The sequence below is a fragment of the Nocardia sp. NPDC020380 genome, from assembly GCF_044386975.1.
Taxonomy (GTDB): domain Bacteria; phylum Actinomycetota; class Actinomycetes; order Mycobacteriales; family Mycobacteriaceae; genus Nocardia.
Genome location: NZ_JBIRVQ010000014.1, coordinates 245,571 through 262,930, shown reverse-complemented (window position 1 = coordinate 262,930; position 17,360 = coordinate 245,571). Strand labels below are relative to the sequence as shown.

Annotated in this window: 20 protein-coding genes and 2 pseudogenes; 14 read left to right on the top strand and 8 right to left on the bottom strand. The window is 64.5% G+C overall.

Features of this window, described 5'->3' with window-relative positions; genetic code table 11:
- The first annotated feature begins 99 nt into the window (after positions 1-99).
- The 8 genes from ACH438_RS34805 (at position 100) to ACH438_RS34770 (ending at position 6,575) form a co-directional block, all read left to right on the top strand.
- The gene (locus ACH438_RS34805) at positions 100-735 is read left to right on the top strand and encodes an RNA polymerase sigma factor (RefSeq protein WP_397013149.1); all 636 of its coding nucleotides are present in this window, start codon (positions 100-102) and stop codon (positions 733-735) included.
- 173 nt (positions 736-908) lie between these two features.
- Entirely contained in the window at positions 909-1,346 is a 438-nt protein-coding gene (locus ACH438_RS34800; protein ID WP_397013147.1) for a cupin domain-containing protein, read from the top strand.
- A gap of 16 nt (positions 1,347-1,362) precedes the next feature.
- Positions 1,363-2,130, top strand: coding sequence for an ABC transporter ATP-binding protein (locus ACH438_RS34795; protein ID WP_397013145.1), 768 nt, complete (start codon positions 1,363-1,365; stop codon positions 2,128-2,130).
- A complete protein-coding gene (locus ACH438_RS34790) occupies positions 2,111-2,920 on the top strand; it encodes an ABC transporter permease (RefSeq protein WP_397013143.1) in 810 nt (269 codons plus the stop codon). Before ACH438_RS34795 ends, ACH438_RS34790 begins: the two co-directional genes overlap by 20 nt.
- Before the next feature lie 4 nt (positions 2,921-2,924).
- A complete protein-coding gene (locus ACH438_RS34785) occupies positions 2,925-3,956 on the top strand; it encodes an ABC transporter substrate-binding protein (RefSeq protein WP_397013141.1) in 1,032 nt (343 codons plus the stop codon).
- Positions 3,957-3,994: 38 nt separating this feature from the next.
- Positions 3,995-4,780 carry an ABC transporter ATP-binding protein gene (locus ACH438_RS34780; RefSeq protein ID WP_397013140.1) on the top strand — a complete coding sequence of 262 codons (786 nt, stop codon included), beginning with the start codon at positions 3,995-3,997 and terminating at the stop codon, positions 4,778-4,780.
- Entirely contained in the window at positions 4,777-5,580 is an 804-nt protein-coding gene (locus ACH438_RS34775; protein WP_397013138.1) for an ABC transporter permease, read from the top strand. Before ACH438_RS34780 ends, ACH438_RS34775 begins: the two co-directional genes overlap by 4 nt.
- 2 nt (positions 5,581-5,582) lie before the next feature.
- A complete protein-coding gene (locus ACH438_RS34770) occupies positions 5,583-6,575 on the top strand; it encodes an ABC transporter substrate-binding protein (protein WP_397013136.1) in 993 nt (330 codons plus the stop codon).
- Here ACH438_RS34770 and ACH438_RS34765 read toward each other — a convergent pair.
- The 3 genes and pseudogenes from ACH438_RS34765 to ACH438_RS34755 all read right to left on the bottom strand — a co-directional run.
- Positions 6,545-8,044 (bottom strand): FGGY family carbohydrate kinase, encoded by a 1,500-nt coding sequence (locus ACH438_RS34765; RefSeq protein WP_397013134.1) that lies wholly within the window; start codon positions 8,042-8,044, stop codon positions 6,545-6,547. The two genes, ACH438_RS34770 and ACH438_RS34765, sit on opposite strands and share 31 nt — an antisense overlap.
- Complete coding sequence (locus ACH438_RS34760) at positions 8,016-8,540, bottom strand: IclR family transcriptional regulator (protein WP_397013264.1); 525 nt, start codon at positions 8,538-8,540, stop codon at positions 8,016-8,018. The genes ACH438_RS34765 and ACH438_RS34760 overlap by 29 nt, the downstream gene beginning before the upstream one ends.
- A gap of 120 nt (positions 8,541-8,660) precedes the next feature.
- Positions 8,661-8,816, bottom strand: a pseudogene (locus ACH438_RS34755) (helix-turn-helix domain-containing protein); the annotation flags it as partial.
- Positions 8,817-9,015: 199 nt separating this feature from the next.
- On the opposite strand from ACH438_RS34755, the gene ACH438_RS34750 reads away from it, so the two are divergent.
- The gene (locus ACH438_RS34750) at positions 9,016-9,450 is read left to right on the top strand and encodes a hypothetical protein (RefSeq protein WP_397013132.1); all 435 of its coding nucleotides are present in this window, start codon (positions 9,016-9,018) and stop codon (positions 9,448-9,450) included.
- Between the two features lie 51 nt (positions 9,451-9,501).
- Here ACH438_RS34750 and ACH438_RS34745 read toward each other — a convergent pair whose 3' ends face one another.
- Entirely contained in the window at positions 9,502-10,473 is a 972-nt protein-coding gene (locus tag ACH438_RS34745) for a helix-turn-helix domain-containing protein (RefSeq protein ID WP_397013130.1), read from the bottom strand.
- Positions 10,474-10,612: 139 nt separating this feature from the next.
- Between ACH438_RS34745 and ACH438_RS34740 the strand changes: the two genes are divergently transcribed.
- Genes ACH438_RS34740 through ACH438_RS34730 form a run of 3 tightly spaced genes read left to right on the top strand, consistent with a single transcriptional unit; the run spans position 10,613 to position 13,263 of the window.
- Complete coding sequence (locus ACH438_RS34740; RefSeq protein WP_397013128.1) at positions 10,613-11,452, top strand: hypothetical protein; 840 nt, start codon at positions 10,613-10,615, stop codon at positions 11,450-11,452.
- Entirely contained in the window at positions 11,449-12,681 is a 1,233-nt protein-coding gene (locus ACH438_RS34735) for a cytochrome P450 (RefSeq protein ID WP_397013126.1), read from the top strand. Before ACH438_RS34740 ends, ACH438_RS34735 begins: the two co-directional genes overlap by 4 nt.
- A 57-nt stretch (positions 12,682-12,738) precedes the next feature.
- Positions 12,739-13,263, top strand: a complete 525-nt coding sequence (locus tag ACH438_RS34730) for a hypothetical protein (protein WP_397013124.1) — start codon at positions 12,739-12,741, stop codon at positions 13,261-13,263.
- Between the two features lie 79 nt (positions 13,264-13,342).
- Here ACH438_RS34730 and ACH438_RS34725 read toward each other — a convergent pair whose 3' ends face one another.
- The 4 genes and pseudogenes from ACH438_RS34725 to ACH438_RS34710 all read right to left on the bottom strand — a co-directional run bounded on the left by ACH438_RS34725 (position 13,343) and on the right by ACH438_RS34710 (position 16,180).
- Positions 13,343-13,762 (bottom strand): hypothetical protein, encoded by a 420-nt coding sequence (locus tag ACH438_RS34725; RefSeq protein WP_397013122.1) that lies wholly within the window; start codon positions 13,760-13,762, stop codon positions 13,343-13,345.
- Positions 13,759-14,763, bottom strand: a complete 1,005-nt coding sequence (locus tag ACH438_RS34720) for a zinc-binding dehydrogenase (RefSeq protein ID WP_397013260.1) — start codon at positions 14,761-14,763, stop codon at positions 13,759-13,761. Before ACH438_RS34720 ends, ACH438_RS34725 begins: the two co-directional genes overlap by 4 nt.
- Before the next feature lie 6 nt (positions 14,764-14,769).
- A pseudogene (locus tag ACH438_RS34715) lies at positions 14,770-15,636 on the bottom strand (haloalkane dehalogenase); the annotation flags it as partial.
- A gap of 91 nt (positions 15,637-15,727) precedes the next feature.
- Positions 15,728-16,180: a MarR family winged helix-turn-helix transcriptional regulator gene (locus ACH438_RS34710; protein WP_397013120.1), complete on the bottom strand. Its 453-nt coding sequence runs from the start codon at positions 16,178-16,180 to the stop codon at positions 15,728-15,730.
- Positions 16,181-16,206: 26 nt separating this feature from the next.
- Between ACH438_RS34710 and ACH438_RS34705 the strand changes: the two genes are divergently transcribed.
- Together ACH438_RS34705 and ACH438_RS34700 are read left to right on the top strand one after the other, a co-directional pair.
- A complete protein-coding gene (locus tag ACH438_RS34705) occupies positions 16,207-16,530 on the top strand; it encodes a hypothetical protein (RefSeq protein WP_397013118.1) in 324 nt (107 codons plus the stop codon).
- Between the two features lie 138 nt (positions 16,531-16,668).
- On the top strand, positions 16,669-17,352 hold the full coding sequence (locus tag ACH438_RS34700; protein WP_397013116.1) for a hypothetical protein: 684 nt from the start codon (positions 16,669-16,671) through the stop codon (positions 17,350-17,352).
- The last annotated feature ends 8 nt before the right edge of the window (positions 17,353-17,360 follow it).

Here is a 17,360-nt window from a genome sequence, read left to right as displayed (position 1 = left end):
ACTTTAGGCCCATCGGCCTGACCCATTGGTCGGCTGTCGGTGATGCTTTCGGCGAAATAGCCTCGATCTCGATACAACGTTCGAGACGGTGGAGGTCTGATGACGATAGCTGCTGATGTTTCGAGGGATTCCGATTTCGAGTCCCCCGGTTGGGCGCAGCAGAGTATCGATGAGTCCGAGCGCACACGGCGACTCGTGGCAGCCTGCCGCAACGACTGCCCGATGGCCTGGCGGGCCTTGATAGAGCAGTATTCACCATTGGTCTGGGCGATCACCCACTCTTTCCGGCTGTCCAAGCATGATTGTGAAGATGTATTTCAATCGAGTTGGGCCAATATCGTTGCGCACCTGACGGATCTACAGTCGCCCGAGCGATTACGGGCATGGTTGGCGACCACCGTTCGCAGGGAATGCCTCAAACATCTGCAGCGCGGCACTCGGCACGTGCTCGTCGAGGACGATGCGGCATTGGAGGTCGTCGGAGCCGACTCCGACGCCACGGCCCACCAAGTCTTCCGCCGAGTCGCCGGACATCAGGTGCGCGTCGCGTTCCAGCAGCTTCCCGAGCGCGACCAGCGCCTGCTCGGACTGCTCATGTCCGACAGCGCGCCGGATTACACGACGGTCAGCGGACAACTCGGACTGCCCCGCGGCTCCATCGGCCCCCTGCGGAGCCGGGCCCTGAACCGGCTCCGCGGACTGTTGCCGCCGGCTGCCGAGGGATGGATGACATGACTTCGCCCGGCCCATCACCGAAACCGCTCGAGGCGCGCGGGGTGCTCGGTGTCCGACATTGTCGGAAATCGAGCATGGATTGCTGATGGATTGCCTTGTTAGCGTCGAAAGAATGATCGTGTCATATCACCGGCTCACTCGCGTCGGGCCGGAAGTAATGGAGAATGGGTAAGTTGCGAAATCTTCTACATGGAATCCTTGCCGGCACTGTCATTTTCGGCAGTTACGCCGCAATCGCTCCGGGCGTCGCGCATGCAACGCCGGCGCGCGGGATAACGGGGACCACGCTCGGTGCGTTCACGAGCGGCAATACCGATTACACCCTCCGTGAACTGACGATTGCGCCCGGCGGCAGTACGGGCTGGCATTTCCACGACGGGAATCTGTACGGGGTGGTCCGCAGCGGCACGTTGACGCACTACGACTCGTCGTGCGCAGTGGACGGAACCTATGGGCCGGGGGCAACGATCGTGGAACCGAGCGGGCATGGATACATCCATATGGGCCGGAATGTGGGTCGAGAGCCGGTCGTCCTCGATGTGCTCTACGTCCTGCCCAGTGGCAGCCCGATGTTCGAGGATGCGCCGAATCCGGGCTGCCCCTTTGATTGATCTGGATTCGCTGACCGTGTCTTACCCGGGAGCCAATGGCGATCACGTCGCTGTATCCGGACTGGATCTCACGATCGGAGCAGGAAAGTTCGTCTCGCTCGTCGGTCCCACCGGTTGTGGCAAATCGACTGTGCTGGATATCGTGGCGGGCTTGTCGGCGCCCTCGGCCGGAGCGGTGCTCATCGATGGGCAGCCGTTGCGGGGGCGCAATCATCGGGCCGGTTATCTGTTCCAGCGAGAACCCCTGCTGCCGTGGAAGACTGTGCTGGACAATGTGGCGTTCGGACTGCACCTGCGCGGTATGCGGAGAATCGACCGAGAAGCGCTGGCGTGCGACTGGATCGCCCGGGTAGGTCTGGCCGGCTTCGAAGACGCCTTCCCGCATCAACTTTCTGGCGGTATGCGTAAACGTGTCGCCGTCGCGCAGACCTGGATCGTGGACCCGCAGATCCTGCTGATGGATGAGCCCTTCGCCGCACTCGACGCATTGACGCGGCAGGCGATGCAGAACGAGCTGCTCACATTGTGGACCGGCACCGGTAAGACGGTGCTGTTCGTGACCCACGATCTCGACGAAGCCATTGCGCTGTCCGACGAAGTGGTGCTGATGTCGGCCGGGCCGGGTAGCCGGGTGGTCCGCCGCTATCGAGTGGATCTGCCACGACCGCGCGACTCGTTCGCGATCCGGGCGTGCCCACAGTACACCGAGCTGTATCAAGCGATCTGGTCGGAACTACGAGACCAGGTCGAGAGGACCTTCGCTGATGTCTTTCCGGCACAATGATATTCGTGCGCGCGTGACGGTGATCCGGATAGCTCAGCTGGTGCTCGCTGTCGTACTGATACTCGGCTGGGAACTGGCTGCCCGCTATGGACTCATCGACGATTTCTTCTTCTCGCGGCCCAGTGATATCGCCGTTCGCCTCGCCGACTGGTTCGGTTCCGGTGCGATTTGGCGGCATTTGAGCATCACCTTGACCGAGGCCGCGCTGGCGCTCGGTATCGGCGGCGCGGCCGGGACGATGATCGGATTCTTTTTGGCTCGAACGCAATTCGCTGCAGCAGTGTTCGAACCCTACGTGCGTATGGGCAATGCGCTGCCGCGGGTGGTGCTCGCGCCGATCTTCTTGCTCTGGTTCGGACTGGGCATCTGGTCGAAGGTCGCACTCGGTGTGTCGCTGGTCTTCTTCATCGTTTTCTTCAATACATACCAGGGCGTGCGAGAGGTCGACCGGGTACTCGTCGACAATGCGCGGATGCTCGGGGCGAGCGAGCGGCAATTGCTCCGGCATGTGCTGTTGCCCAGCGCGCTTACCTGGATCCTGGCCAGTCTGCATCTCAGTGTCGGCTTCGCGCTGATCGGTGCCGTGATCGGGGAGTACCTGGGCGCCTCCCGCGGTGTGGGCTATCTGATCTCGCAAGCCGAAGGGACATTCGACACCACGGGAGTCTTCGCGGGCATGACTGTGCTGTGCGTGGTCGTCGTGGTCGTCGACATCGCTATCAACCGTGTCGAACGGTACCTACTGCGCTGGAAGTCGTTCCACGGCACAGCAATTACGAAAGAGAGATAGGCCAATGGGAAGGCACAGATACACCGCCGTGCTGGCGGTGGCCATGGCGATGCTGGTATTGGCACTGAGTAGTTGTGCACGGAAACCGGATACGGGCCAGAGCATCACCATCGGAGTCGGCGGGCGGACGCTGCCGGTGTACTTGCCGCTGACCTTGGCTCACCAACTGGGCTATTTCAAGGATCAGGGTCTGTCGGTCGACATCCAAGGTCTGCAAGGCGGCTCGAAGGCGTTGCAGGCGTTGGAGGGCGGCAGCCTCGATGTCGTCGCCGGATACTACGACCACACCATTCAGATGCAGGCCAAGAACCGGGCGCTGACCTCGTTCGTGACAATGCTGAACCGTCCCGAGATCGTGCTCGCGGTATCACCCGCGGCGAGCAAACGGATCACCTCGATAGCCGATCTCGCCGGTGCGAATGTCGGTGTCAGCTCGCCGGGTTCGTCGACCGACTTCTTTCTGAAGTACGTATTGAGCAAGCACGGCCTGGCGGCCGATTCGGTCAGCGTGCAGGCGATCGGTACGGCGGCGACGGCCGTTGCGGCGATGGAGCACGGCCGCGTCGACGCGGCCGTCATGGTCGATCCCGCGTTCTCGGTGCTCCAGCAGCGCGCGGGCGCGGACAAGGTCGCGGTTCTGCTCGACTCCCGAAGTGGCGAGGGTGTCGAGCAGACCTTCGGTGTGTCGAAATACCCTGCATCGGTTCTGTATTCGACACGAGAATGGCTCGACGCCAACAAGACGACCGCCACCGGCCTCGCCACGGCGATCGTACGGACGTTGCACTGGATCCAGCAGCATTCCGCCGAGGAGATCGCCGCACGGATGCCCGCCGAGTTCGCACAGGACAGCCGAGCGGTCTACATCGAAACCATTGCCAAGATCAAATCGGGCTTCTCGGATGACGGGGCGATGCCCGTCGACGGAGCCGAGGCCGTTCACAAGGTGCTGGCCCAGTTCGACCAGGCCGTATCCGGGGCGAATATCGACCTGTCCCGGACATACTCGAACGACTACCTGCCCGGCCACGACTGATGGATCCTCGGAGGCAAACCGATCGGGTGGCGGCCGAAATGCTTCACCCCACTGTGGATTTCGAGGCGGAGGGAATCTCCAAAGTCTTCGTGTCCGGTCAGCATCCGGTGTGGGCGCTGCGAGACGTTTCCCTGCGCGTGGCTCCCTCGTCGTTCGTCTGCATCGTGGGTCCGTCCGGGTGCGGAAAGTCCACTCTGCTGCGGATATTGGGCGGACTGGACACGGCGAGCTCGGGGCGGGTGACGATGCCGGCAGCGCGCGGCAGGGCACCGGCTTCGGCCTTCGTATTCCAGGAGCAAGGCGTATTTCCGTGGTTGAACGTCCTCGACAACATCACCTTCGGTTGCCGCATGGCCGGCGTGAGACGTGCGGAATGCACTCGTCGTGCGCGGGAGTGGATCGAGCGCACCGGTCTGTCGGGATTCGACAAGGCGTATCCGCATCAGTTGTCCGGCGGCATGCGTCAGCGGGTCGCTTTGGCGAGGGCCTTTGCCGTCGATTCACCGGCGCTGCTGATGGATGAACCACTCGGCGCATTGGATGCGCAAACCCGGCTGCTCATGCAGGAGCAACTCATCGGACTGTGGGAGGCCGAACGGAAGACCGTCATTCTCGTCACCCACAGCATCGACGAGGCGTTGTTTCTCGGCGATCGCATCATCCTGATGTCTGCCCGACCCGGCCGGATCAAGGCCGAATTGGCGGTGCCCTTCCCGCGTCCCCGGCGGCTGGAGCTGGAGCGGACACCCGAATTCGGCGCGTTGCGGCATCGAATCTGGGAGGCGCTGCGGGATGAGGCCGAGACTTCGGCGATGACGCGATGAGTACGAATATCGAAGCGTCCCTGGCGAAGAGTCGTCGTCGGCGTTGGCGTGACCTGCTGCTCGCGGTGTTCACCCCGATTGTGCTGCTGGCTGCCTGGCAGGTCGCGGCGTGGACCGGCAGCATCGATGCCCAGCTGTATCCTCCGCCGTCGGCGATCGTTGCTCGATGGATTCAGCTGGCGTGTAGTGGTGAGCTGCTCGAGCATCTGAAGGCCACGATGGGGAGACTGTCGATCGGCTATGTCCTCGGCGCGCTCGGTGGTGTCGTCGTGGGCACGGCGATGGGATGCTGGCGTCCGGTCGCCGCGGCGCTCGGACCGCTGTTCTCCGCCCTGTACGCGCTGCCGAAGGTGGCCGTTCTTCCCTTGCTGCTGTTGATATTCGGGCTGACGGAGACACCGAAGATACTGGCGGTCGCGATCACGGTGTTCTTCGTGCTCCAGATCAACACTCTCGCCGGAGTCCGCCAGATCGATCCTCGGACACTGGAGGCGGCACGGGCCTATCGGGCCACCGGATGGCGGTCAATCCGCTTCGTGCTGTTTCCTGCGTGCCTGCCCGCCGTATTCACCGGTCTTCGCGTCGCGGCCGGTCTCGGGATAGCGGTGGTCATCGCCGTCGAATTCGTAGCCTCCGACAGCGGTGTCGGCTACCTGATCTGGAACTCATGGCAGCTGTTCCAGCCCGAACGCATGTACGCGGGCCTGTTGACCGCTGCTCTGCTCGGGGCCTGTATCACCGGCCTCATTGCCGCGGTGGAGCTCCTTGTCATGCCGTGGCGTCGTACTCAGAGGAAGTAACGATGATCGTGAAACGTATTCTCTCCCTAATCATTCCCGTGCTCGTTCTCGCCGTAGCCGGCTGCGGTGGCAAGGCGCCGGAAACTGCTTCGCCCGGCAAGGTCACCGTGGCGCACGTGCCGTCCACATTGTTCGCGCCGCTGTATGTCGCCCGCGCCAAAGGATATTTCGCCGACCAAGGACTGACTGTCGATCTGCAAACCATCAGAGCAGGCCAGGATGCCGTCGCCCTGGCCGCGGCCGGCAAGGTCGATGTGGTCGCCGCCGGGTTCTCCGCCGGGATGTTCAACGCTGTCCACAGCGGTTTGCGGTTGAAAGTGGTCGGGTCCATGGGCATTGCCACCGGCGATCCGAAATCCTCGCCTTCGGCACTGGAAGTGTCGAAGAAACTGGTGGACGCGGGCGAGGTGAAAACCTCGGCCGATCTGCGTGGCCGTAAGGTCGCGGTGGCAGGCGGTGCGGCCGCCGCCGGGGGCTACCAGTTGGCGACGGTGCTGCGAGAGTCCGGGCTCTCTCTGCGTGATGTCCAGATCGTCAATATCGCCATTCCCGACCAGCAGACCGCTCTGGCCAATGGCGGTGTGGACGCCGCTCTGACGCCCGCGCCCTTCACCACACGGATCGAACAGGCCGGGATCGGCGTCCCGCTCGCCGTACCTCCTGCGGGCACCTCGGCGACCGGGATCATTTTCGGCGGGGCGTTCACCGAATCCGCTGCCGCACAGAAGTTCTTCAGCGCCTTGCAGCGGGCGAGCAAGGACCTGCAGGGCGCGGCCGCCACCTCCCCGGAGAACCTCGCCATCCTCGCCGAGGCGACCGGACAAGATCGCGCAGTACTCGAGTCCGTGCCCTCGTATCGGTGGAGGCCCGATCTGAGCCCGGACGCCGACCAATTGACTGCCCAGCAACAGGTTTACCGCGACGCCGGACTCCTCGACTATACGGACCTCATGGAGCCCGGCGCCTATGTCTCGACGACGTTCTCCGCCAACTGATGTGGATCCTTCGACAGCATCGCGACCATGGCCTGCCAGGTCCGATACGTGTCGGCTCGTGCACTCGTCGCGGGCGTGGGTTCCCATCGTCCGGCCGGTTTGATATTGCGGTGCAAGGCCTTCGGATCCGACCAGTAGGTCGCCGACAGGCCCGCGGCATAGGCCGCGCCGCGGCTGATCGACGCCGACACCGAAGGCCGGACCACCGGCCGCTCGAGTGCGTCGGCAACCAGCTGCATGAGCAGATTGTTGGCTGCCATGGCGCCATCGATCCGCAATGTCTCTATCTCCGGCTGGAAGTCGGCGTCGACTGCGTCCACCACCGACTTGGTCTGCCACGCAATCGCTTCCAGCACAGCTCGCGCCAGATGCGCCTTGGTGACGTACCCCGTCAGTCCGACGATTGCGCCACGCGCGCTCGATTCCCAGTGCGGTGCGAAAAGACCGGCGAAGCCCGGGATCACGTGGCAGTCGGCGCTGTCGGGTACCGAGCCTGCCAGCGTTTCGATTGCCGGCGGTGAATCGATCATTCCCATCTGGCGTATCCAGTCGACCAGGCCACCCGCCGGGCCGATACTGCCTTCGAGGGCGTAGTGGACCGGTTGCCCTTCGATTTGATAGGCGACCGTCGTCAACAGTCCATGATCGGATCGAACGGCGACACGACCGGTGTTCATCAACAGTGCCGCGCCTGTCCCGTAAGTACATTTGGCCTCGCCCGCGCCGAAACACGCCTGACCGAACAACGCCGCCTGCTGATCGCCCAATAACGCGGTGATCGGGATTCCGGTGCCGCGCTCTGTTCCGAAATGTCCGGTACTGGCCAGGATTCGCGGCAACATGGCGGCGGGGATATCGAATTCGCGGAGCAGCTCGGCATCCCAGTCGAGGGTCTCCAGGTTCATCAGCATTGTCCGACTCGCATTGGTGACGTCGGTAGCGTGCACCCCGCCCTGCGGCCCGCCTGTCAGGCGCCACAACAGCCAGCTGTCCAAGGTGCCGGCCAGGACGAGTCCTTGCTCGGCGGCATCCCGCAGCTGCGGATGCTGCTCCATCACCCAGGCGATGCGTGAGGCCGAAAAGTATGGTGACAGCGGCAGCCCACATCGGCGTCGTACAAGCTCGCGGAGACCGGAACCGGCACGCTGTGCGAGCAGACCGCCTGCGCGCGTGTCCGCCCATCCGATCGCATTTCCCACCGTCTCACCGGTACGCCGATCCCAGACGATAATCGCTTCACGCTGGTTGGCGATGCCCATCGACACCACCTGTCGCGCATCGATACCCGCACCCGCAATCGTCTGCGGAATTATCGCCGCGATATTCGCCCATAATTCGGCGGGATCGTGCTCGACCCGGCCCGGTGCGGGAAGCACCTGCCGGTGCCCGCGCTCAACCGCGGCGACGATCTGGCCGCGACGATCGAAAAGCTTGCACCGGCTACGAGACGTGCCCAGTACCAACGACATGACATACCGCGGCGCCATACATTCCTTTCAACGTGTGCTCGATGTCGGCGGCCGCGAGACGCACTCTCGGGATCAGCGACGCCTGGCCGGCCGGGCTCGCGATCTCCTCGACCGGGCCGGTCACCGAAATCGCGGCGACGACACTGCGATTCGGAAACCTGATGGGTGCGGCGATCGAAGCCCGATCCCGCCGATACTCGCCGATTTCGGCCGCCCATCCCCGGCCGCGCACCATCGCGAGTTCGCGGGCCAGTACCGCCGGGGTGGTCAGTGTGCGTGCCGTGAATGCCTCGCGGGTGCAGCCGGTTTCATCCTGCCGGAACCCTGGGCGATAGGCGATCAATATCTTTCCGAGCGCGGTTGCGTGCAGTGGCAGTTCGCCGCCCGATTCCATCGTCTGACTCATGCCATCCGGCCGGAGAACATGGTGGACGATCATTGCCCGATCGAGGTCCGGCACCGCAATGTGCACGGATTGCCCGCTGCGATCGGCCAACCCATCGGCCCAGCTCATCGCCGCCGAGCGCAGCAGATTCGGATCGATGGGCCGAACCCGGGACCCCGGCGGATACGGGCTCACTGCGTATCGGCCGTTCCGAGTGGGTTGGTATACGAAGCCCACCTCACGCATTGTCTGCAGCAGGCCGTGCACCGTACTACGCGACAACCCGAGCGTCGCAGCGATGTCGCTGATCGCAGCACCATCGGAAGTCTCCGCGAGCACGGTGAGGATCGCCGCTGCACGCTCGATGGATTGAATGGGACCCGGCACAGGTCGACCGTAGATAGGCAGCCGATTCTCCGACAATGTCGACTGTCCGACATTGTCGAACGCTCCGCGTCACTCCACCGCGCGCGGTTGCGTCCGCCAGAGTGGTGTAGCAGCTCGTAGCTCGGCCGGTGAGGCCGAACCCCGGACATGAGGGTGGTCACCGCGTGCCTTCGGGATTCCTGGCCGGCTGCTGCATCGTGTGCCCAGCCGCTGGCAGCATGTGGTGTCCGGTCTCGGCTGTGCGATTGTGGCGCTCGCCTACGCCGGCTTGGGCGTGACTCTGTTCGCCGGCGTGCTTTCCACACCTGTCATGTTCGTCCTGCTCGCTGTCGGCGGGTTCGGGCTCGGCGCCAGTTACAGTGCGATGATCGTCCACCTCACGACCGTCGCCACCCCCAGCCACGCGGCCGATATCAGTGGCGTCTTCACCACCGCACTGCAGATTGCCGGGGCGATCGGTGTGGCGACTTTCGGTGCGTTCTACCCGAATTCGGGTGTTCGCAGCATCGCCGAGCACCAATTCGGTTGGCTGTGCTTGGCATTCGCACTCACTGCGCTGCTGGCAGCGTTCGCGTCCGCACTGTCAACGCGCTCGCGCGTCGGTGTGGGAGAACGGGTGTCCGTCCCGGCCTGAGAAGTTCCGCAAACGCGAGAAGGCTTGATCGGATTCGTCCGATCAAGCCTTCTACTGCGTCGAGCGGGCGTACTCGATGGGGGTTTGGCCGTAGCGCTTTTTGAAGGCGCGAATGAAGTGGCTGCTATCGGAGAATTGCCAATGCGCTGCCAGTTCGGAGACGTTCGGCCGAGGGGACGGTGCCGTGAGGGCACGTCGCGCTTGTTCCAGCCGCCGGTTCCGGATGTATGTGGTCACCGAATCTCCTGCCGTGGTGAACGCTCGTTGCAGGGTGCGCGTCGAGACATTGAGCTCACGTGCCAGCATCGCCGGGGACAGTTCAGGGTCGGTGAGATGCCGGTCGGCCAGGACTTTCGCTGCTTGGACGAGCGCGGGCCCGAGACCGGGCTCCGTGTCGTCGAACCGGCCCGCCACGACTGCCTTGGCCAGCTCGATGAGGGCGCCGTGCGCGGCATGCAGGCCGGCCGGGCCGAGGGCTCCGACCGTGCTGTGGACCATGTTCGTGTGGGCCGCCAGCAGGCGCATTTCGGCCGAGTTCGCGGACTCGGTGATGCTGCGGTTCCGGAGCCGCGGCTCGAGCATCGCGGAGGGCAGCGTGAGAATCTGCACCGTGGTGTCCAGCGCTGCGCCGAAGTGCAACGGCGCCCCGTGCCGCAGGAGGAATTGCCCGGCTGCCACGGTGTATTCGGCGCGATCGGGTGAGCCGCCCAGAAACCAGGTGCCGCGCCGGACTACATAGATTCGTACCTGATCGTCGTAGCCGAGGGGAGTGCCGCCCGTTCGGATGACGCTCGCACTGTCGAGGTCGGTGATCGCCACATCGAGCACTTTCGCCACGCGGGTCCGGACGCGGAAGTCGCCGGTCGTGAGCGTGCTGAAGGTCGGCAGCGGGAACGCGTCGCCGACCTGCGTGTGCCATCCGTGCCGGAACACATCGAAACCATGCGATCCCGCGCCGGGGACGGTGGAATCCAGCGAGAAGGCCCCGCGCGTCTCGGCGATTTCCGCTGCAGTGTTGTTCATCGCGACCGATCCACTCCGCGTTCGTTTCCCGATCTCTGTGAGCCCATATTCGCCCTCGGCCCGAGCCGAGTCAAAATGTTCCATTCACGTGGCGCGCTCGTTCAATTGTGTGTCGTGGGCGTTTTTCTAGGGTTTCGACATGGCTTCTTTCGGTGATCCGGTGTTCCCGGTTCAGTGCGATATCCGGGTGCGGCAAGGTGATCTCGGCCGGGACGACGTTGTGAGCGCGATCGGGATGGCCCGCTGGCTCGAGGACGCTCGGATACGGGTGAAGATGCCGCAATTCGAACGACTCGTCGGAGCCGGTGAGTTCGGTTCCCACCAGATCATTTTCGTCAGCCAGAGTGTCGAGCGGCTGGCCCAGGTCTACCGCGACGACCCCGATATTCAGGTGTGCACCGGGATTCGGCGCATCGGGCGGTCGTCGTTCACTTACGAGCAGGCAGTCTTCGCCGGCAGCGAACGGGTGGGTCGAGGTGAGGCCACGGTGCTGCATCTCGGTCCCGCGGGGCCGCTCGAGCTTCCGGGCGAGCTGATCGCGGATCTCACCGATCTAGCTCTGCCGGATTCAGATGCTGCAGCGGCGCCCCGTCCGGGTGCCGAACGCAGGCAACGGGACTACTACGCGTTCTTCGTCCGGCTACCTGCCCGGATTGCCGATGTCGATACCAATCAGCATGTCAATTACCTCGCCCTGGCCACCTGGTACGACGAGGCGATCGCGGTCTTCACGGCGGCAGAGCTCGGCGAAAGCGGTCTGGTGCCCGCCGATCTGTCACCGTCGTCGTATCGCATCGACTACCTCGGCGAAGTCACCTATCCCGGCGACTACGAAATCGGTGTGCGCGTCAGCGCTTTCGGCGAGGACTCCGTGGATTACGAACTCGGACTGTTCCGCGGCCACACCTGCTTGGGGCTCGCCGACGCCCGTGGTGCACGAGGTGCGTTGTCCGCCAAGTCCTTTAGTGGTCTCCGTTGACGCACCACGAACCCATAGTTCTGGACATCACCGGCGCCGACATCCAAGCCGAATCGGCCCGGATCCGCCGAACCGGTCCCATCACCCGAATCATGCTGCCCGGCAACGTCCCCGCATGGTCGGTGACCGACACCGCCGTACTGCGCCGCCTGCTGACCGACCCCCGAGTATCCAAGGACGCCCGCCGGCACTGGCCGGCCTTCGAAAACGGCGAGATCCCCCAGGACTGGCCGCTGCGCTCATGGATCGCCGTCGACAATATGTTCACCGCCTACGGCCCCGACCATCGACGACTACGAAAGCTCGTGTCCCCAGCCTTCACCCACCGCCGGACGACGGAGATGCGCCCACGAATCGAAGCCATCACCACCGGCCTGCTGGACGAGTTGTCGGCCATCTCGCCAGGCACCGTGATCGATCTGCGGCAGCGCTTCGCCTACCCGGTACCCATCCGGGTGATCAGTGAATTGATCGGTGTCCCAGCACATTTGGCCCCCGCCCTGCACGCTTGCGTCGACAGATTCTTCGACACCTCGGACACCCACAAGGACCCACCGGCCAACTACCTCGAAATGTACCGCCTGGTCAGCGAACTCGTCGCCCACCGAAGAGCCAACCCCGGCGACGACATCACCACCGTCCTGACCGCCACCCACGACGAAGCCGGCGCCCAGCTCACCGAGAAGGAACTGGTCGACACCCTCATGCTGATCATCAGCGCCGGCCACGAAACCACCGTGAACCTGCTCGACCACGCGATCTTCGCGCTACTGACCCACCCACAGCAACGAGCCGACGTACTCGAAGGCCGATCGACCTGGACCGACGTGGTGGAAGAAACGCTGCGCCACCAAGCCCCTCTCGCGCACCTACCCCTGCGATACGCGGTCGAAGATCTCGACATCAACGGCACACGCATCCCGAAAGGCGACGCGATCCTCGCCTCCTACGCCGCAATCGGCCGCGACCCCGAGATCCACGGCCCCACCGCCGACCACTTCGACATCCACCGCCCCACCAAAGACCAACACCTCACCTTCGGCTACGGCGCCCACCGCTGCCTCGGCGCACCCCTGGCCCGCCTCGAAGCGCAGATCGCCCTACCCGCCCTGTTCACCCGCTTCCCAGCCCTGCACCTCGCAGCCGACCCGACGGACCTGACCCCGGTAAGCAGCTTCATCTCCAACGGCCATTCCCGCCTACCGGTCCACCTCACCGCCGAAATTTGAGTGATACACTCCGTATCAGAAAATGCTAGGCAAGCAAGATTTCAGGATGTGAATCTCATGCAGAATCTTGTTACCCGCGTACTACCAGCGACTTGCTCACTGATCGCGATTGCCGCGGCGGCAGCCACCGCATCAGCCACTCCGCCCGGCAATGCGCAGCAAGCGCAGGACGTATGCATCGGATATCTCCTGCAGACGATCCGGGCAATGCCCGATGGCATCTACCTCGCCGCGCCACCCGACAACTCGGGACCGCCGGGCAGCGTCCTCCAGCAAGGTACGGGCAGCGGCGCCGGCATCTTCCATCTCCCCGAGTCCTACTCGATCGCCTACCGAGTCCAAGGCAGTTCCCCGTGGGCAGCCTTCTCCGATACCGAGTCCGCATGGCAAGCCATCGGCTGGCCGACCGACCCCCAACCGCCGGACTCCAAAGGTATTGCCATAACCTACGCTTCGCCCGCAGACGGATACCAACTCAGCATCCTCCACAGTCTGGCTACGACCCTGTCCTGCGACACGACAGGCACATTCCCCGGCGGCGGCCCCGCCCCCATCCCGGCCCCGGACACCCTCGGCCAATAGCGAGGCGGACACAGCGAAACCGCCCTTGGTAAGGGCGGCTTCGTCTTTATTGTTGTGGGCTTTCGTGTTTCGGCTGGGGTCAGGTGCGGGGGAGTGGTTGGCGGGTTGCCGTGGTGGTGAGGTATCCGGCGCTCAGGAGTAGGAGTAGTCCTTGGGCGGCCGGGACCGGGTTGAAGCCGTGGCCGGTGGTCGGGCCGATGATGCTGTCGGCGAGTTGGTTGGCGCCCAGTAGGGCGATGGTGGGGATGATTGCGGGGCGGACCCGGGTGCTCAGTGCGGCCAGGGTGATTGTCGAAAGTGTCACTGCGCGAGCGACGTACAGGTATAGGTAGAGCTTGTCGCCGGGGTTGACCGGGGTGGTGCTCACCGGGGGAGAGGCTGGGTTGTTCAGGATGAGTAGGGAGACGGCGGCGCTGCTGATGGCGACGAGGGCGCTGCTGCCGAGGATTACTCGCCAGAGGATGCGTTGAGTGCTGGGGGAATCGAGTGTGATGGTCATGACGGGTTCCTCGGTGACTGTGTCGCCAGGTCGGGGCGCAGGACGGTTTTGCCGATCGTGGCGCGTGTTTCGACTGCGATGTGAGCGGCCGGGGCGTCGCTGAGGGCGAAGCGTTGTCCGATGATCGGCGTGATCTGTCCGGTGGCGGCGGCCTGCAATGCTCGGGTCTGGAATGGGTGTAGGGGAGGGGCGAAGGTTCGGGCGCCGATTGCCGCGGAGACGGTGATGCCGCGGGCGTAGATGTCGGCCGCCGAGAGTGGTGTGAGTTCGCCGGAGGCGGAGCCGAACATCACCAATCGTCCACCGACGCCGAGCAATTCGAGAGCGCTGCGGCCGATTTCACCACCGACACCGTCGAGCACGAGGGTGATCGGCCGCTTGTCCACGGCCTCGCGAACTGTCTGTGGCCAATCGGGTTGGTGGTAGTCGACGGCTGCGCTGCCGAGTTCACGGACCATGGAGATCTTGTCGGGCCCGCCGGCGACGCCGACGACGGTGGCGCCGACCGCACGCAGCATCTGCACGAGCAGGGTTCCGATACCCCCGGCAGCCGCGGTGACCACGACAACATCCTCGGACTTCGGCTGCGCGAGTTCGAGAATCGCCATTGTCGTCGCGCCGGTGCCCACCATCGCAACAGCTTGGTCGGCAGTCACGCCTTCGGGTATGGCGTGCACGGTCTGCGCCGACGCCACAGCCAGTTCGGCGTAGCCGCCGCCGGTGGCGGCCAGGTCGGCCACCACCAACTGTCCGAGCAGTGCCGCATCGACCGAGTCGCCGACCTCGTCGACTATCCCGGCGACCTCACGTCCAGGAGTAACCGGCAGCTCCGGCCGCATGTTCGGACTGCCCGCCCCGCGGCGAACAGTGGTGTCGAGCAAATGGATTCCGGCCGATTCCACCCGGATCCGAACCTCACCGGCACCAGCGTGTGGGTCGGGCACATCGGTGAGCTGCAGCTCCGCCGGCGCACCGAATTCGCGTTGCACGATCGCTTTCATCACTGATCACTTCTCCCGCAGCTGGTGCTTGTCGGCCCAAGTGCTGATCGCCGCGGCGATCGCGTCGGGCTGATCCTCGGGAGCATGATGACCGGCTTCCCCACAGTCGCTGATCTCGAGCGCGGCGATATTCTCGCGGCACCACTGAGCCATCGCCGCCCCGACCATCAACCCGCGCCCCTCGAAGGTGAGCAGCAGTTTGGGCATCTCGAGACTGTCGGCAAGCCAGCGATCGTATTCGCGCACGCGCGCAACGAAATCGGCCGGTTTCCCCGCGATGGGAAGCTCGCGTGGCCAGGCCAGCAGCGGCATTCTGCTCTCGCGAGTGGGGTAAGGCGCGAAGTAGATCGCCTTGTCCTCGTCCGACAGTCCGCTGCGTACCCCGTTCGGCAAACTGGTTTCCAGGAACTGGTTGTTGTCGAGAATCATGGACTCCCCGATCCCGGGCGTGCGGAACGATTCGAACAGCGGCCGCGCCTGTTCGGGGAAGTCCGACCACTCCATGGGCCGGATGATCGTCTCCAGGAACACGATCCCGCGCACCTTCTCCGGATGCCGCGCGGCCCAATCGAAGGCCAGCGCGCCACCCCAGTCGTGCCCCACGAGGATGACCTGGTCGAGTTGCAGCGCTTCGAACCAAGCGTCGAGGTAGCGGGCGTGGTCCGCGAACCGGTAATCGATTGCGGGCTTGCCGGATTCACCCATCCCGATCAGGTCGGGCGCCAGCAGCCGCCCCGATCCGATCTTCGGCAGCACATTGCGCCACAAATGGGAGGAGGTGGGGTTGCCGTGGAGGAACACGATCGGTGTCCCGGTCCCGGTGTCTACGTATGAGATGAACGAATCGAAGGCGGTCACGGTGGCCATCGGATTCTCCTGTGGTTTCTGACTTTTCGACTATAGACAGGTACCTGTCCATAAGTAGGCCAGAAAGACAGGTGCCTGTCAATAGGCTCGGTGTAGCTCAGCGTTCCTGCTGCTCATCGAGCGTCGCGACGAGTTCGCGCAGCAGCGTGCGCAGCGTCTCGACATGCTCGGGACTGGTCAGCTCGGCCCAATGCCGCTCGACGCGGTCACCCGCTGTACGCGCCACCGGCTGCACCGAACGGCCGCGTTCGGTGAGAAAAACCAGCTGCGAGCGCCGGTCGTGCGGATTGGGCCGCCGCTCGACATAGCCGCTGGCGCAGAGCCGTTCGACGGCCTCGCCCATCGACTGCTTGCGCATCCCCGCGCGCTTGGCCAGCTCGGCCGTGGTGATGCCGTCCTCGGGAACGAACGGGAACACCTTGATATCGCCGGGTCGCATATCGTCGAAGCCCGCATACCGGATGGCCGCATCGACCTCGGCGGCGTAATGCTGATGCAGCAGCCGCGTCAGCAGGGTGATGCGCGGCTTCGGCGGAAGGGCAATCGACATCGGAACGGCCACCTGTCGTCGGCGAATTGCTGGGCAGGTACCTGTCTATCACGCCGAGCGCAGGGCCGGCCTCGGATATCGCCGGCGTACCGAGGGTTCATCATTACGTCCGCAAGCCCGCCGGAATCCCTTTCGCCGCATCGATTCTCAAACTCGCCTTCCGCTTGGTAGCTTTCCGGGAAGTCCGCGAGGAGCTGGAGATCTGGGATCACAAGATCCACCGCCCGCGCCCGGTCCTGCTGCCGCACGAGAAGGGCATCAAGGCGCTGCGCCGCTGGTACGCCCAGTTCTACCCCGCGGAATCGACGGGCGCGGACACACTTCTCCGCGAACTGGAGCCGACTATCTGAAACCACCCGCGGCTGCCTGTGGCGAGGGATTCCGGTTGTATCGCGCTCGAATTCGAGGTATTCCTGCATTTTCGCGGTAATCCCGCCGATCCGCCGCACTGTGATCTCTGTCATGCCCCATGCGATGAGGGAGTTCTCATGAGTCTTCGCACCTTGGCGGTCGCGGTAACCACCGCAGCGGTCGGCGTCAGCGCGGTGCTGGTCGCCGCGGCGCCCGCCGACGCCGCGCCGGATGTCTCGTATCATGCGGTGCTGCAAGGAAAGTCGGTGGTCGCAACGCTGGAAGGCGGGACTTTCGCGCTGAGCGGGGACGGCGCGGTGCAGATCGCCGATGCCGATGGGCGAGTGCTGGACTCGCTGCCGCTGACGGGCGCGTTCGACGGCCGCGGGCTGTCGATCCGCCCGCAGCTCTCGGCGGACGAGCACACCCTCACCCTGACCCCGGAGGTCAGCCCGGTCGCCGCGCCCGTCCTGCAGCCGGTGGCTTCGCCGGTGGAGAACCAGCTGGCCATGAACGATCTGATCAACGCGGTCAGCATCAGCACCTCCGTGGGCAGTCTCATCGGGACGGCCATCGGTGCGGTCGCGGGCATCGGGGTCGGACTCGCGCTGGCGGGTGCGTCGTGTGTGGTGCTGAGCCTGGGGTGTGTGGTGGCGGTGCTGCCGATCGTCACGGTGGTCGGCGCGGTGGGCGGGATCGCCGGACTGGTGCTCGCCGGTGGCCCGGCGACCGCGGTCGCCGCGTTCAACTACTTCAGCACGCTCAATGCCGCACCGGGGACGAGTATCTATGCCTCGCAGGTGCCGGGCCTGAATCACTGAGGACATCG

Bases quoted from the DNA above. Each gene is read 5' to 3' on its own strand.
- ACH438_RS34700 (WP_397013116.1), top strand. From the start codon at position 16,669: ATGAGTCTTCGCACCTTGGCGGTCGCGGTAACCACCGCAGCGGTCGGC.
- ACH438_RS34725 (WP_397013122.1), bottom strand. From the start codon at position 13,762: ATGACCATCACACTCGATTCCCCCAGCACTCAACGCATCCTCTGGCGA.
- ACH438_RS34785 (WP_397013141.1), top strand. From the start codon at position 2,925: ATGGGAAGGCACAGATACACCGCCGTGCTGGCGGTGGCCATGGCGATG.
- ACH438_RS34720 (WP_397013260.1), bottom strand. From the start codon at position 14,763: ATGAAAGCGATCGTGCAACGCGAATTCGGTGCGCCGGCGGAGCTGCAG.
- ACH438_RS34740 (WP_397013128.1), top strand. From the start codon at position 10,613: ATGGCTTCTTTCGGTGATCCGGTGTTCCCGGTTCAGTGCGATATCCGG.
- ACH438_RS34730 (WP_397013124.1), top strand. From the start codon at position 12,739: ATGCAGAATCTTGTTACCCGCGTACTACCAGCGACTTGCTCACTGATC.
- ACH438_RS34790 (WP_397013143.1), top strand. From the start codon at position 2,111: ATGTCTTTCCGGCACAATGATATTCGTGCGCGCGTGACGGTGATCCGG.
- ACH438_RS34765 (WP_397013134.1), bottom strand. From the start codon at position 8,044: ATGTCGTTGGTACTGGGCACGTCTCGTAGCCGGTGCAAGCTTTTCGAT.
- ACH438_RS34745 (WP_397013130.1), bottom strand. From the start codon at position 10,473: ATGAACAACACTGCAGCGGAAATCGCCGAGACGCGCGGGGCCTTCTCG.
- ACH438_RS34710 (WP_397013120.1), bottom strand. From the start codon at position 16,180: ATGTCGATTGCCCTTCCGCCGAAGCCGCGCATCACCCTGCTGACGCGG.
- ACH438_RS34780 (WP_397013140.1), top strand. From the start codon at position 3,995: ATGCTTCACCCCACTGTGGATTTCGAGGCGGAGGGAATCTCCAAAGTC.
- ACH438_RS34770 (WP_397013136.1), top strand. From the start codon at position 5,583: ATGATCGTGAAACGTATTCTCTCCCTAATCATTCCCGTGCTCGTTCTC.
- ACH438_RS34775 (WP_397013138.1), top strand. From the start codon at position 4,777: ATGAGTACGAATATCGAAGCGTCCCTGGCGAAGAGTCGTCGTCGGCGT.
- ACH438_RS34805 (WP_397013149.1), top strand. From the start codon at position 100: ATGACGATAGCTGCTGATGTTTCGAGGGATTCCGATTTCGAGTCCCCC.